Annotated in this window: 13 protein-coding genes; 7 read left to right on the top strand and 6 right to left on the bottom strand. The window is 67.7% G+C overall.

Annotation, left to right across the window (positions count from 1 at the left end):
• Window positions 1–15 precede the first annotated feature (15 nt).
• Window positions 16–579 carry a YkvA family protein gene (locus tag G3I74_RS12290; RefSeq protein WP_164211904.1) on the top strand — a complete coding sequence of 188 codons (564 nt, stop codon included), beginning with the start codon at window positions 16–18 and terminating at the stop codon, window positions 577–579.
• Here G3I74_RS12290 and G3I74_RS12285 read toward each other — a convergent pair.
• Complete coding sequence (locus G3I74_RS12285; RefSeq protein WP_164211903.1) at window positions 568–1,086, bottom strand: GNAT family N-acetyltransferase; 519 nt, start codon at window positions 1,084–1,086, stop codon at window positions 568–570. The two genes, G3I74_RS12290 and G3I74_RS12285, sit on opposite strands and share 12 nt — an antisense overlap.
• Between G3I74_RS12285 and G3I74_RS12280 the strand changes: the two genes are divergently transcribed.
• The 3 genes from G3I74_RS12280 (at window position 1,069) to xth (ending at window position 3,371) form a co-directional block, all read left to right on the top strand.
• A complete protein-coding gene (locus G3I74_RS12280) occupies window positions 1,069–2,163 on the top strand; it encodes a hypothetical protein (RefSeq protein WP_164211902.1) in 1,095 nt (364 codons plus the stop codon). The genes G3I74_RS12285 and G3I74_RS12280 overlap by 18 nt on opposite strands.
• A complete protein-coding gene (locus G3I74_RS12275; protein WP_164211901.1) occupies window positions 2,160–2,531 on the top strand; it encodes an SET domain-containing protein in 372 nt (123 codons plus the stop codon). The genes G3I74_RS12280 and G3I74_RS12275 overlap by 4 nt, the downstream gene beginning before the upstream one ends.
• A gap of 69 nt (window positions 2,532–2,600) precedes the next feature.
• Window positions 2,601–3,371, top strand: coding sequence for an exodeoxyribonuclease III (xth, locus tag G3I74_RS12270; RefSeq protein ID WP_164211900.1), 771 nt, complete (start codon window positions 2,601–2,603; stop codon window positions 3,369–3,371).
• Window positions 3,372–3,387: 16 nt separating this feature from the next.
• Here xth and grxD read toward each other — a convergent pair whose 3' ends face one another.
• On the bottom strand, window positions 3,388–4,308 hold the full coding sequence (gene grxD / locus G3I74_RS16365) for a Grx4 family monothiol glutaredoxin (RefSeq protein WP_164211899.1): 921 nt from the start codon (window positions 4,306–4,308) through the stop codon (window positions 3,388–3,390).
• A gap of 147 nt (window positions 4,309–4,455) precedes the next feature.
• Here grxD and G3I74_RS12260 point away from each other — a divergent pair, with 147 nt between their 5' ends.
• Complete coding sequence (locus tag G3I74_RS12260; protein WP_164211898.1) at window positions 4,456–5,715, top strand: aminotransferase class I/II-fold pyridoxal phosphate-dependent enzyme; 1,260 nt, start codon at window positions 4,456–4,458, stop codon at window positions 5,713–5,715.
• Window positions 5,712–7,754, top strand: coding sequence for a M3 family metallopeptidase (locus G3I74_RS12255; protein WP_164211897.1), 2,043 nt, complete (start codon window positions 5,712–5,714; stop codon window positions 7,752–7,754). Before G3I74_RS12260 ends, G3I74_RS12255 begins: the two co-directional genes overlap by 4 nt.
• Before the next feature lie 16 nt (window positions 7,755–7,770).
• On the opposite strand, the gene G3I74_RS12250 is transcribed toward G3I74_RS12255, so the two are convergent.
• From G3I74_RS12250 to G3I74_RS12235, 4 genes are all read right to left on the bottom strand, one after another.
• Window positions 7,771–9,042, bottom strand: coding sequence for a glutamate-5-semialdehyde dehydrogenase (locus G3I74_RS12250; protein ID WP_164211896.1), 1,272 nt, complete (start codon window positions 9,040–9,042; stop codon window positions 7,771–7,773).
• Window positions 9,039–10,178 (bottom strand): glutamate 5-kinase, encoded by a 1,140-nt coding sequence (gene proB, locus G3I74_RS12245; protein ID WP_164211895.1) that lies wholly within the window; start codon window positions 10,176–10,178, stop codon window positions 9,039–9,041. Before proB ends, G3I74_RS12250 begins: the two co-directional genes overlap by 4 nt.
• Before the next feature lie 17 nt (window positions 10,179–10,195).
• On the bottom strand, window positions 10,196–11,248 hold the full coding sequence (locus G3I74_RS12240; protein ID WP_164211894.1) for an aminopeptidase: 1,053 nt from the start codon (window positions 11,246–11,248) through the stop codon (window positions 10,196–10,198).
• A gap of 80 nt (window positions 11,249–11,328) precedes the next feature.
• Complete coding sequence (locus G3I74_RS12235; RefSeq protein ID WP_164211893.1) at window positions 11,329–12,630, bottom strand: MFS transporter; 1,302 nt, start codon at window positions 12,628–12,630, stop codon at window positions 11,329–11,331.
• A 70-nt stretch (window positions 12,631–12,700) separates the two neighbouring features.
• Between G3I74_RS12235 and G3I74_RS12230 the strand changes: the two genes are divergently transcribed.
• Window positions 12,701–13,186, top strand: coding sequence for a YiiD C-terminal domain-containing protein (locus tag G3I74_RS12230; protein ID WP_203594724.1), 486 nt, complete (start codon window positions 12,701–12,703; stop codon window positions 13,184–13,186).
• Window positions 13,187–13,210: the final 24 nt, after the last annotated feature.

Raw genomic sequence — 13,210 nt, 5'->3', positions numbered from 1 at the left:
TCGAGAGACAAGACCATGAGCCTGCGCATCACCCTGGATTTCACCGAGAAAGACCTTGAACGTTTCCGCAATCTGGCCAAGGCCGCGATGGAAAGTACGCGCGAGCTGGACGCTGAAAAAATCATCGAGGGCGCGCGCAGCCTGCTCGACGAGGTCAACGAAAAAGTCGACTCCGACTACATCCGCGGTCGCCTCAACCAGATCAACATTCTGATCAGCATGCTCGAGGACGAGGGCTGGGGCATGCAGGAGGTCGGTCGTGGTCGCGTTCTGGCCGCGCTGGCCTATTTCAACAACCCCGACGACCTGATCCCTGACGATGTGCCCGGCCTGGGCTATCTCGATGACGCCATCATGATCGAACTGCTGTGCCGGGAGCTCAAGCCGGAAATGGACGCCTACGAGGATTTCGTTTCCTATCGAGCCTCGGAGGCGAAACGGCGCGGCATGGACCCGGACGAGCTCAATCGCGGTGATTTCCTGAAAGCCCGCGAGCACGCGCTGCTGGCGCGGATGCGACGCCGCCGGCGCGGCGGTGGCGGCGGTGGCGGCCGGCGCTCACCGTTTTCACTGTTTTGATCTGAGCATCTCGACGTGCGGAATACCGTCCTCCGGGTACGGACCGTGCACGAAGCGAAAATCGAGGCTGGCGTAGAAACGTTCCAGGTGTTGCTGGGCTGAGATGCGCAGTTCCGCGGCCGGATACAAGCGCTCAGCAAAATCGATCGCACGCTCCATCAATACCCTTCCCAGCCCACTGCCCCGGTGGGCGATGGACGTCAGCACCCGCCCGATGGACGGCTCTTGAAAGCGCGTGCCAGGGGCGGTGATGCGGGCGTAGGCCGCGACCCGGCCGGCGGTGTCGGTGGCCCACAGGTGATGCGCCGACTGATCCAGCCCGTCCAGCTCCGGGTAGGGGCAATCCTGTTCGACGACGAAAACGGCCACCCGGGCCGCTAGAATGGCGTAGAGATCATCGCCGGAAAGGCCCGTGAAATCCGATTCGCGCCAGGACAAAGCCTTCGGCGATTGCTGCTTTTTGCCGTTCACACCAGCCAGGAATTCCAATTGAGTACCGACGTGCATGATATCCGCCTGGCGGCCGGATTCGAAATCCCCGGCGGCTCGACGGCCGCGCGCACGCTGAGCCGGCAACAGGCAGAAGAACTGGCCGCGGCGCTGGCGGCGGACCTGGCACGAACCGTCCCCGGGGTCGACCAGGCCATGCTGGTCGTTGCCGGCAGCCTGTTCGAGCCGGCCGAACTGCTTCGGCCCGGCCTGCCCGCGTGGTCTGCCCTGACCGACCTGGCCACCCCGATTGTCCGTGAGCAGGGCCTGTCCCCGCGCCTGCTGGCCATCGGCAGCCACGAGGGCCGGCTGCCGGATCGGCGGCTGACCCCGCAGCCCGAGCCGGTGCAGGGTCAGTTCGTCGCGCTGGCGCTGCTGCTGGTCAGCGACGCAGAACACGGCCCGGCGCTGGAGACGGCGCTGGAGCGCGAGTTGTTCGAGCGCGGCAGCATCGACCCGCCCGCCCGCGCCCTGCTCCACCAGGCCCTGGGCCTGGAGTCTGTCCACGGCCAGCTGCTGACCGCTACCGACCTGCTGGCGCTGCAGCACGTGCAGATGGACGCGGCCGGACTGGGCGGCTTCTGGCCGGTGGTCGAGCACGCCGTACTTGCCCCCGATGAGGCCAGCGAGTTCGAGCTCGCTGCCCGGCTGAGGGCGCGCTGGGTCGCGGACGAGCAGCGCCTGACGATCGAGTTCCTGCCATTCGATACCTTCACCGGAACGCCCGCGGCCTATCTGCTGTGGCTGCGCGCCCTAAGAACGCTCACTGCCCTGGCCGACGCCCACGGGCTGGCCTGGCAACCGAACGCGGCCGATGACTGCCAGATCGATGCGACCGGCCGACTGGTGACCCACGCGGCCGGGCCGTGTCGCGCCGCCGATGGCGTGACCGAACACCGCGACCCCGAAGCCGGCCTGATCGCCTGGTCGGTGGTCGACGACGGCCAGTTGAGCCATGTTTACCCGCTCGATACCGCGACCGCGCGCCGGCAGCACGAGCTGATGCGCGAGCGCGACCCCGACCTGCACCGGCCCGGCCAAATGCTGGTCTGCCCGGACAGCCAGACCCTGACCCCCTCGACCCGTCACCCATGAAAGCAAAAAGAAAGCGCAGCCAACAACGCTACGATGACAATCCGCTGGCCTACGTCGGTGACTCGCCCATCCACGGCCGCGGGCTGTTCGCGCGCCGCGCCATTGCCGTCGATGAGTACATCGGCAGCTACCGTGGACGCCGGACCCAGACCAACGGCATGCACGTGCTGTGGCTGTGGAACGAGGAGCGCGAGCGCTGGGAAGGCATCGATGGAAAAAATGAAATGCGCTTCCTCAACCACGCCGACGAGCCCAACGCCGACTGGTGGGGCGCCGACCTTTACGCCATCCGGCCCATCGCAAAAGATGAAGAGATTACCTTCGACTACGGCTGGAACGAAGACGACGAGACCGAAGACGAACAGTGAATCCACCTCCGCCCGGCGGGCGGGAGATTCGCGCTACCCTGAATCCCTTTGAAAAGGCCTGATGCCACGATGAAAATCGCCAGCTGGAACGTCAATTCGCTCAAGGTCCGACTGCCGCAGGTGCTCGACTGGCTCGACCATCAGCGCCCCGATGTCCTCGGCCTGCAGGAAACCAAGCTCACCGACGAAAAATTTCCGATCGACGCCTTCCGCGAGCTCGGCTACCAGGTCAGTTTCTCCGGCCAGCCCACCTACAACGGCGTTGCCCTGATCTCGACCGGTGCCCAGGCCGACCCGGTCAGCCAAATCCCCGACTTCGACGACATCCAGAAGCGGGTGATCGCGGCCACCATCGACGGGGTGCGGGTGATCAACCTCTACGTCGTCAACGGCCAGGAGGTCGGCAGCGAGAAATTCGACTACAAGCTGGCCTGGCTGGCGGCGGTGACGCGATGGGTCGAAGCCGAACGCGCCCGGCACGACAAGCTGGTGGTGATGGGGGACTTCAACATCGCCCCGGACGACCGCGATGTGCACGACCCGGCCGCCTGGCACGAGAAAATTCTGTGCTCGACACCGGAGCGCGAGTCGCTCAAACGCATGCTGGATCTCGGCCTGCACGACAGCTTCAGGCTGTTCGACCAGCCCGAGGCGGTGTACTCGTGGTGGGACTACCGGGCGGCGATGTTCCGGCGCGGGCTGGGGCTTCGAATCGACCTGGTGCTGTGCTCAGACGCACTCAAACAGGCTTGCACCACCAGCTACGTCGACAAGGAACCGCGCCGCCTGGAACGGCCCTCGGATCACGCCCCGGCGGTGGCCGAATTCGATCTGAAATGACCGGGCCGCCGGGCTTTCAGTTCAGCATGGCCTGGACGCCGCCCTCGAGATTGTAGACCTCGGCAAAACCCTGCTTGCGGTAGTGCTCGGCCACCGCCTGGCTGGACACGCCGACGTTGCACAAAAACACCAATGGCAGGTTCGGATCAGCCTCCTTGAGTTCGGCCATCAGGCCGGCGTCCAGCGCCCGGGCGAACTCCAGCGGATGGGCCTTGCGGTCGGCCTCGGAACGGGTGTCGACCACCAGCACGCGCTCGCCGGCGTTCATTTTCTGCTGCAGCTCGGCCGGGCTCATCTGGCGCACCGGCGGCGGCGCGCCGGGCAGGTCCAGCTTCAGCCCTTCGCCCTGCACGGTCTCGACCCAGTCGATCTTGGCGCCCTTGGCGCGCTGGGCTGAGGCCAGGTCCATCAAAATGGTGATGCCGGCCGCCTCGGTGGCGATCTCGTGGCCCTCGCGCGGCCCGATGTTGAAGTTGGCGTCCCAGTCCGAGGCAATCGAAAAATGCAGGAACTGGCCCGGATAGCCGGCCAGGAACTCGCGAATCTTGGCCGCCGCCTTTTCGCTGATCTCCATCTCCGGGGGCGTGCGGTCCGGCTTTTCCAGACCCAGCATCTCGTGCAGCTCGCCGGCGTTGAACATCTCGGTGATGATGTCGCAGCCGCCCAGCAGTTCGCCCTTGACGTAGAGCTGGGGGATGGTCGGCCAGTTGCCGTAGACCTTGATGCCCTCGCGGATGGCCTCGTCCTCGAGCACGTTGAAAGCGGCGAAGTTGCCGCCCAGCAGGCTGTCGAGCATGCCGGCGGTCTTGGCCGAAAAGCCGCACTGCGGCATCTTCGGCGTGCCCTTCATGTACAGCACGACATCGTGCGAGGCGATCTGCTGATCGATGCGTTCTTTCAGCGCGGGGTCGAGTCTTTCTTGGCTTACTGAAGTCATGGAAAATCAAATCCGGATTGAAGTGGTCCTGATTCAATATTGTCGGGCCTCGGGCACGCACAATCAAGCTTGACGCCGGCGCGGTGGTGGAGCCCGGCGGGGTTCTGCGATACTCTGCAGCCTTTACGGGCCACCAGCACAATGCGCATGTCCTCCATCAAAGCTCCTTTCCGGACCGCCAGCCGGGTCGAAGACGTCCGTTACGAGATCCGCGGCGCGCTCGCCCGGCGCGCCCGCGAGCTCGAACAGCAGGGTCACGACATCCTCCATCTCAACATCGGCAACCCCGGGGCATTCGGTCTGCGTACCCCCGAAACGATGCGTCGGGCGGTGGTGCGCAACCTCAAATACAGCGAAGCCTACGGCCCGCAGACCGGCATCTTTCCGGCGCGCGAGGCGGTGGCCATGCAGTTCCAGTCCCGCGGGCTGACCGAAACCCGCTACGACCAGGTCATGATTGGCAACGGCGTCTCTGAACTGGTCGATCTGGTCCTGCGATCCCTGCTCGAACCCGGTGAGGAAGTGCTGATACCGGCCCCGGACTACCCGCTGTGGACAGCCGCGGTGGTTCTGAACGGTGGCCGCGCGCGCCACTATCCCTGCCCGGCAGAAAACGGCTTTTTGCCCGATATCGACCGGATCCGGCAGTTGATCACGCCAAAAACCCGCGCACTGGTGGTCATCAACCCCAACAACCCCACCGGCGCGGTCTACCCGGAATCGGTCCTGCGCGAGCTGGCCGATCTGGCCGCCGAGCACGACCTGATCATCTTCAGCGATGAAATCTACGACTCGATTTGTTACGACGAAGCGCGCTTCGTGCCGATGGCGCCGCTGGCCGAAAAGACCCTGTGCGTGAGTTTCGGCGGACTGTCCAAGGTCTACCGGGCCTGCGGCTGGCGGGTGGGCTGGGCGGTCTTCACCGGCGCCCTGGACCGAGCCGACGACTACCGGCTGGCGGTCGAGAAACTGGCCGCCCTGCGCCTGTCAGCCAACGTGCCGGGCCAGTGGGCGGTGCAGACCGCGCTGGGTGGATACCAGTCGATCGCCGACCTGGTCGCCCCCGGCGGGCGCCTGCACGACTCGCGCCAGGCGGTGATCGAGGCCTGCCGGAAAAGCCGCTTCCTGGACCTGGTCGCGCCGATGGGAGCGATGTATGCCTTCCCGTCCGTGCGGCCCGACGTCATGCCCGACTTCGACGACCACCGCTTTGCCGCCGAGCTACTCGAACACAAACACATCCTGATCGTGCCGGGCTCGAGCTTCAACATACCTGACCGTCACCACTTCCGGATTACGCTGCTGCCGGAAGCCGAAGACCTGGCCGCCGCCTTCGGCCGCATCGACGAACTGCTCGAAGAGCTGGCCGAAACCCCGGAACGACTGCAGACCGCCCGAAGCGCATGAACCAGACCACCGAGCACACCAACCCGCTGCTGGCCGCGGGCCTGCCCCGCTTTGCCTCAGTTCGACCCGAGCATGCCCTGCCGGCCATCGAGCAGCGCCTGGCCGACTACCGCGCCCTGATCGAGCGCATCGAAGCCGGGACCGAAGCGCCGGACTATGCCGGCGTGGTCGAGGCCGAGACCCTGGCCGACAACGCGCTGGCGGCCGTCTGGTCGACCATTTCCCACCTCCACAGCGTGACCCAGACACCGGACTGGCGCGAGGTTTACCCGGCCTGCCTGGAGCAGCTGACCCGCTTTCATACCGAACGCAGCCTCAATCGCGTCCTGTTCGAGGTCTACCGGTCGCTGCGCGCGCGCGAAGACTTCGACCGCCAGCCGGCCGCGATGCGCGCCAGCATCGAGCATGAACTGGCCGGTTTCCGCCTCGGCGGCGTCGACCTGCCGACCGAGCAGCGGACCCGCTTCGCCGAGATCAGCCTGCGGCTGTCGGCCCTGGGTAATCGCTTCGGCAACCATGTACTCGATGCTACCGAAGCCTGGAGCGAACATTTCAGCGATGTCGAACAGCTGGCTGGACTGCCACCCGCCGAGCTCGAACTACTGGCGGACATGGCCGACCGCGCCGGTCAATCGGGCTGGCTGGCCAACCTCAGCTTCCCGGCCTACCGCGCCATCATCACCTACGCCGACGATCGCGACCTGCGCGAGCGCTTTCACCGCGCCCACGTCAGCCGGGCCGCCGACACCGGGCCGCAGGCCGGGCGTTTCGACAACACCCCGATCGTGGCCGAGATGCTCGCGCTGCGCCATGAGCAGGCGCGCCTGCTGGGCTTCGACTCGCACGCCCACATGCGCCTGTCGCGGCGCATGGCCGATACCCCCGAAGACGTCGAGACCTTCCTGCTCGGCCTGGCCAGACGCGCACGCGACCCCGCCCAGGGCCAGCTCGATGAGCTCGAGGCCTTTGCCGCCGGGCTGGGCGCCGAACACCCGCTCGCGCCCTGGGACCTGGCCTACTACAGCGAGAAGCTGCGCGAGCACGCGCTGGGCATCAATCAACAAAAGCTCAAGCCGTGGTTCGAGCTCGAGACCGTCTTCGACGGCCTGTTCACGGTCGCTGACGAGCTCTTCGGCCGGCGCTTCACGCTCCAGACCGACGTCGAGACCTGGCACCCGGACGTTCGCTACTACCGGGTCAGCGACGGCAGCGGCGAGACCGTGGCGGGCCTGTTTCTCGACCTCTACGCCCGAGAGCGAAAGTCCGGCGGTGCCTGGATGGATGTGTGCCGCTCGCGCATGGTGATCGCTGAGCGGACCCAGCTGCCGGTTGCCTATCTGACCTGCAATTTCGCCCCGCCCGCCAACGATCAGCCCAGCCTGCTGACCCACGACGACGTGGTCACCCTGTTCCACGAGTTCGGCCACTGCCTGCACCATCTGCTGACCCGGGTCGACCTGCCCGGCGTGGGCGGCATCAGCGGGGTGGAATGGGACGCGGTGGAGTTACCCAGCCAGCTGCTGGAGGGCTGGGCCTGGCACCAGACCGCGCTGGATCGCTATGCGCGCCACGTCGACAGCGGCGAGCCCCTGCCGCCCGCCTGGCTCAAGGCGCTGAAATCCGACCGCCAGTTCCACGGCGCCCTGGCGCTGCTGCGACAGATCGAGTTTGCGCTCACCGATTTACGCCTGCACGCGGGCCGGGCGCCCGATCCCGTGGTCGTGCACCGCGCGGTGCACGAGGAGCTCGCGGTCGTCCCCATGATCGACGACAACCGTTTCCTGATGAGTTTCTCGCACTTGTTCGACGGCGGCTACGCGGCCGGCTACTACAGCTACCTGTGGGCCGAGCGGCTGGCGCGCGATGCCTTCGACTGGTTCGGCGAGCAGGGCCTGTTCCGGCGCGAAGCCGGTGCGCACCTGGCGCGCGAGATCCTGTCGGTCGGCGCCAGCCGGCCCATGTCCGAGTCGTGGCAGGCCTTCCGCGGGCGCGAGGCGCGCCTGGAACCGCTGCTCGACGCCTACGGCATCGCCGCCTGAGTCAAGGCGCGAGCGCTCAGGGCCGGACCTGGCCGCGGCCCAGGACGCGGTACTGGAAGGTGGTCAACTGCTCCACCCCGACCGGCCCGCGGGCGTGCAGGCGCCCGGTGGCAATGCCGATCTCGGCGCCAAAGCCGAACTCGCCGCCGTCGGCGAACTGGGTCGAGGCATTGCGCACCGCAATCGCGCTGTCCAGGCCGGCCAGAAAGCGCTCGGCGACGGCGTCGTCGTCGCTGATGATGCCGTCGGTATGGCCCGATCCGTAGCGGGCGATGTGGGCCAGCGCCTCGTCGGGCCCGTCCACCGTCCGAATGGCCAGCACCGCATCCAGGTACTCGGTCTGCCAGTCGCTTTCCGCGGCCGGATGCAGCCGGTCATCCAGCGCGCACAGGGTTTGATCGGCGCGCAGTTCACAGCCCAGCCCCGCCAGGCGCTCGATCAGGGCCGGCAGCAGCTCCAGGCGCTGGCGATCCAGCAGCAGGGTCTCCAGCGCCCCGCAGATGCCGGGCCGGCGCATCTTGGCGTTAACCACGACCTCGACCGCCATTTCTTCATCGGCCGCTGAGTGGATATAGAGATGGTTGTTGCCGTCCAGGTGGGCCAGCACCGGCACCCGGGCATCGGCCTGGACCCGCGCCACCAGGCTCTTGCCGCCGCGCGGGACGACCATGTCCAGCCACTGGTGCGCGCTGAGGAGGGCGCCCACGGCAGCCCGATCCTGCGTCGGCACCAGCTGGACCGCGGCTGCGGGCAGACCGGCCTCGACCAGGCCTGCGACCAGGGCGGCGTGAATGGCCCGGTTGCTGTGCACGGCTTCGGACCCCCCGCGCAGGATCACCGCGTTGCCCGACTTCAGGCACAGCCCAGCGGCATCGGCGGTGACGTTGGGCCGGCTTTCGTAGATCACCCCGATCACGCCGATGGGCACGGCCACGCGCTGGATGCGCAGGCCGTTGGGCCGGGTCCAGTCGGCCAGCACCCGGCCGACGGGGTCGTCCAGACCGGCAATCGCTTCCAGCCCGGCCGCGATGCCCGCCAGGCGATCCGGGTCGAGGCGCAAGCGATCGAGCAGGGCTGCCGACAGGCCGTTTTCCCGGCCCGCGGCCAGGTCTTGTGCATTGGCGGCCAGAAGTTCGCCAGAGCGCGCGCGGATCGCGGCGGCGGCCGACTTCAGGGCCTGGGAGCGACGGCCGTCACCGGCAGCGTTCAGCGCGCGCGATGCGCCGCGGGCGGCCTGGCCCAGTTCGGCGATCAGCGATTCGTACGGGCGCGGGTCTGAAGGCGTCATGTCGTGGCAGTCCTTTCCTGAAACAGCACCAGGTCGTCGCGGTGAACCATGGGGCCGCGCCCGGCCTGGTCGAGGACCTCGGCGATACGCTCGCTGCCCAGCCCTGCGATGCGCGCGGCGTCGATCGAATCGTAGCCGCTCAGGCCCTGGCCGCAGGGGCCGTCCGGGCCGAGCAGGCGAACCAGATCGCCGCGCCCGAACCGGCCCCGCACTTCACTCACGCCAACGGCCAGCAGGCTGGCGCCGCCCTGCACCGCGCGCAGCGCGCCGGCGTCGAGGACCAGTTCGCCCTGCGGATGCTGCAGGCCGCGCAGCCAGCGCTTGCGCGCGGCCGGCGGCCGGGTCGCGGCCTGGAAAAACGTCGATGGCCCGCCACCGAACAGGTCGCCAATCGGATCCTCGGTGCGGCCCGAGCTCAGCACCACGCTGACCCCGGCCTCGACCGCGATGCGCACCGCCGCCAGCTTGCTGGCCATCCCGCCGGTGCCCAGGCCGGCCTGCCCGGCACCGCCGGCCAGCGCCTCGATCTCGGCCGTGATCGACTCGACCCGATCGATGCGGCGCGCGTTCGGGTCCACGGCCGGATCGCCCGTGTACAGACCGTCGACGTCGCTGAGCAGCAGCAGGCGCTCGGCGCCCAGCAGCTGGGCCACGCGCGCGGCCAGGCGATCGTTGTCGCCAAAGCGGATTTCCTCGGTGGCCACGGTGTCGTTCTCGTTGACCACCGGCACGATGCCCCGGCCCAGCAGCATCTCCAGGGTCGCACGCGCATTGAGATAGCGCGGGCGCTGCTCCAGGTCGCCCAGGGTCAGGAGCACCTGGGCGGCCGTGCAGCCCTGCTCGGCCCACACCTCCGACCAGGCCCCGGCCAGGTGAATCTGGCCCACGGCGGCCGCCGCCTGGGCCTCGGCCAGCGCGCGCGGGCGGCGCTGCAGGTCCAAAGCCCGGCGACCCAGGGCAATCGCGCCCGAAGAGACCAGTACAACCTCGCCGGCACGCGCGGTCAGGCGTCGGCACAGCCTCGCCATCCAGTCGCGGCGCAGCCGTCCCTGGTCGTCGACCAGCAGGCTGGACCCGACCTTGACCACCAGCCGACCTGTTCTGCCAAACGGTGCGGAATCTTCGTCACCCGTCATACGACCAAGCGTCTCCTTCAGTCCTGATCCGCGGCAGGCAGCCCCGAAAGCTGCTCGATCAACGGCAACAAGATGGCAACCACCTCGGCCGGACGCTGGCCGAGCCGACCCTCGGGCAGGTGAGTCTGCAGGTAATTCAGGCGATCCAGGCGCGCCTTGTGCCAGGTTTCCCCGGCCGGAAAAGCATCGCTGATTTCGGTCTGCTGGTAACCGTCCAGGTCCCCCAGGTTCCAGTTGGTCGCCTCGAGGTTGATCACCGGAATACCGGCCTCGTCGAACGCTGCCTGGTCCGAGCAGCAGCCTGTGCCTTCCGGGTAGTCGGCATTGCGCCCCGGGTTGGTGCGCAGCTCGATCCCCAGGCCGGCGGCAATGCCTAGCGCCTCGTCCCGGGTCGAGGCAGCGATCGGATGACTGTCGATGGTCGAGGGACCGGCATGCACGTACAGGCGGTCGCCGGTGATGATGCTGTCGATGTTGATCATCAGCACCACGCGCTCGCGTTCCTGCTCGTCCATCTCGGCGACGGCGTGGCGGGCCCCGAGCAGACCCACCTCTTCGGCCCCGAAAAAGATGAAGCGTATGCCGTGCTCCGGCTCGGCATCGGCCAGACGGCGGGCCAGTTCCAGCAGCGCGCCGGTGCCCGAGGCGTTGTCGTCCACGCCCTCAAGCGCCGGGCCGCCGATGCCGGCCTCGGCCTGGCCCGCGTTGCGCGCGACCGCGGTGTCGTAGTGGGCGCCGACGATGATCAGGCGCTCGCTCCGGCCCGCGACCTCGGCGACGACGTTGTGCGAAACCGCCTCGCGCTCGCGCGCATCGCCACCGCCCAGGGGATGAAAGCTGTAGGTCACGGGGAACGCCCGCAGTACAGGTTCGTAGCCGAAATCGGCGAGCCGGCCGGCCAGGTACTCGGCCGCGGCCCGCTCGCGCTCGCTGCCGGCCATGCGCCCGGGAAACTGCTCGGCCAGGGCGCGCATCTCGCGCTCGGCCAACGCACCATGGGGCTCGGCAAGCGCCGTCAGCGGCAGGACAAGGACCAGGAAGACAGCGAGGGGCGCGACCGGCGATCGCATCAGACAGCGCAGAGGGCGGGGCATGGGAATCCGTCGGCTGGTAGGCAGAAATTCATTTTGCCATGACTGTCGCTACCGGTTCACACGCCCGCCTCGCGTCTTCGCAGGCGCGCCAGGATCACGAAAGTCATTGCCCCGCCCAGGGTCAGCGCAAACGGAAACACCAACACGAAACGACCCAGCCCCGGAGCACGCGACTCCAGGGTCTGATAGACCAGCACCCCGGCCAGCGGCGCCAGCAGGCCGCGGATACCGGTCAGGGTGACGTGGATCCCCATGTAGAGCGTCGACTGGTCATCGCTGGCAAAGTCGTTATGGCCCAGGTTCCAACCCAGCTTGCCGCCGGCGAACGCCGCCCCCAGCGCCAGCGAACCGACCCAGAACAGCCAGTGCTGCCCCGCCGCGGCGCCGAGGGTAAAAAGGCCCAGCGCCAGGACAAAAGTCCAGGCCTGGCGGGCGCGGTAGTCGAGAATATGCACCGCATCCAGGCGCCGGGCCCAGATCGGGGTGAAGACGGCAAGCGTCAGCAGCGGCAGCGTGGTGGTGATCATCACCTGGCTGAGTCGGTCAAAGCCGAACTGCTCGGTCAGCAAAATGACCAGCAGGGCGATGACCATCAGGTTGCCGCTGCCGAAGGCAAACATGGTGAGCATGTAGCGTCGATACCAGCGATCGCGAGCCAGAATCTGCAGGCTGGCGCGCAGCTGACCGCCCCGGCGGTCAGCCCGCTGGCTGAGCTCCTGGCGCCGAAGCTGACCGCCGCGCCGGATCCGAACCCTGCGGTAGCGCCCCGCGGCAACCAGTCCAAGAGCACCGGCGAGCGGGAACACGACCCGCCAGGATTCCGGCCACCACGACATCAGCCCACCGATGGCTGCTGCGGTCACGGCAATGATCAGCGAATAGATCACGGTGATGCGCCCGGTGATCTGCCCGCGCACGTGGCGCGGAAAGTTGGCCCGCCAGATCGCCGCGCGCAGGGTGATCACGCCGGCCCAGGACAGCCGACTGGCCAGCATCGCCGCGGTCATCATCACCAGCCCGAGCGGGCTGATCGGCGCTGCGGCCATCAGGATAAGAAACAGCGCGGTCAGGGCCTTGAGCGCAGCCACCCAGCGCGTGCGGTCGCGACCTTCGGCCATCCCCGAGATCCACAGTGAGGCAATGTTGGCAAACGCCGGCGCACCCGCCACCAGGGCCACGGACAGATTGACCCAGACCGGATCCGCCACGCCATCGAACTGGGTCTTGACGATCACGCCGATCAGGCCGCCTTCCAGCGCCCCCAGGGCCACCGCCATCGCCGCATTGGCGCTGACCTCCCGCGGCATCAGCGTTCGGGCGATGAACGGCAGGCGAGAGGGATCGTTGGAGGCACGCATGGCAGAGATTGTACGGCCGACTCATGAGCAGTGCGGCCCGCCGAAAGACTGGAAGCGTTACCATTCGTCCATGATGCAGGAGTCAGAATCCATCGACCTGGAAGCCGAACGTGCCTGGCTGGAGCCCCTGCTCCGGGAAAAGATTCCGCTGGCCGGCACGATGGACCTGCGCATCAGCCGCCTCGACCCGACCGGCATTCAGCTCGACTTTCCGCTCGCACCGAGCGTCAACGACAAGGGCAGCGCCTTCGGCGGTGCGCTGGCCAGCGCCATGATCCTGGCCGGATGGTCGCTACCGAGACTGCTGCTGCGCCGGCAGGCACTTGCGGCCGAACTGGTGATCGGTCGCTGCGAGTTGCGCTTTCTCAAACCCGTCCATGGCGCCTACAGTGCCGTATGCGAATGGCCGGATCCGGCCGATCGACTGCACTTTCTGCAGGGCACCGCCGAACGAGGAAAAGGCCGCCTGGCGCTGGACGCGCGCATCCTGTGCGCCGGCGAAGTGGCGGCCGCGCTGCAGGCCCGGTATGCTGCACTGATCGTAAAGCACGGATAGCCATCAAGTCATGCGCCCTGCCGG

The sequence above is a fragment of the Wenzhouxiangella limi genome (assembly GCF_010499265.1).
In the GTDB taxonomy this organism is placed as follows: Bacteria; Pseudomonadota; Gammaproteobacteria; order Xanthomonadales; family Wenzhouxiangellaceae; genus Wenzhouxiangella; species Wenzhouxiangella limi.
The sequence above is the reverse complement of the archived record's forward strand: the minus strand, read 5'-3'. Positions and strand labels throughout refer to the sequence as shown.

Coding starts and splice junctions, on each gene's coding strand:
- G3I74_RS12290 (WP_164211904.1), top strand. CDS start 16: ATGAGCCTGCGCATCACCCTGGATTTCACCGAGAAAGACCTTGAACGT.
- G3I74_RS12285 (WP_164211903.1), bottom strand. CDS start 1,086: ATGCACGTCGGTACTCAATTGGAATTCCTGGCTGGTGTGAACGGCAAA.
- G3I74_RS12275 (WP_164211901.1), top strand. CDS start 2,160: ATGAAAGCAAAAAGAAAGCGCAGCCAACAACGCTACGATGACAATCCG.
- xth (WP_164211900.1), top strand. CDS start 2,601: ATGAAAATCGCCAGCTGGAACGTCAATTCGCTCAAGGTCCGACTGCCG.
- grxD (WP_164211899.1), bottom strand. CDS start 4,308: ATGACTTCAGTAAGCCAAGAAAGACTCGACCCCGCGCTGAAAGAACGC.
- G3I74_RS12260 (WP_164211898.1), top strand. CDS start 4,456: ATGTCCTCCATCAAAGCTCCTTTCCGGACCGCCAGCCGGGTCGAAGAC.
- G3I74_RS12255 (WP_164211897.1), top strand. CDS start 5,712: ATGAACCAGACCACCGAGCACACCAACCCGCTGCTGGCCGCGGGCCTG.
- G3I74_RS12250 (WP_164211896.1), bottom strand. CDS start 9,042: ATGACGCCTTCAGACCCGCGCCCGTACGAATCGCTGATCGCCGAACTG.
- proB (WP_164211895.1), bottom strand. CDS start 10,178: ATGACGGGTGACGAAGATTCCGCACCGTTTGGCAGAACAGGTCGGCTG.
- G3I74_RS12240 (WP_164211894.1), bottom strand. CDS start 11,248: ATGCGATCGCCGGTCGCGCCCCTCGCTGTCTTCCTGGTCCTTGTCCTG.
- G3I74_RS12235 (WP_164211893.1), bottom strand. CDS start 12,630: ATGCGTGCCTCCAACGATCCCTCTCGCCTGCCGTTCATCGCCCGAACG.
- G3I74_RS12230 (WP_203594724.1), top strand. CDS start 12,701: ATGATGCAGGAGTCAGAATCCATCGACCTGGAAGCCGAACGTGCCTGG.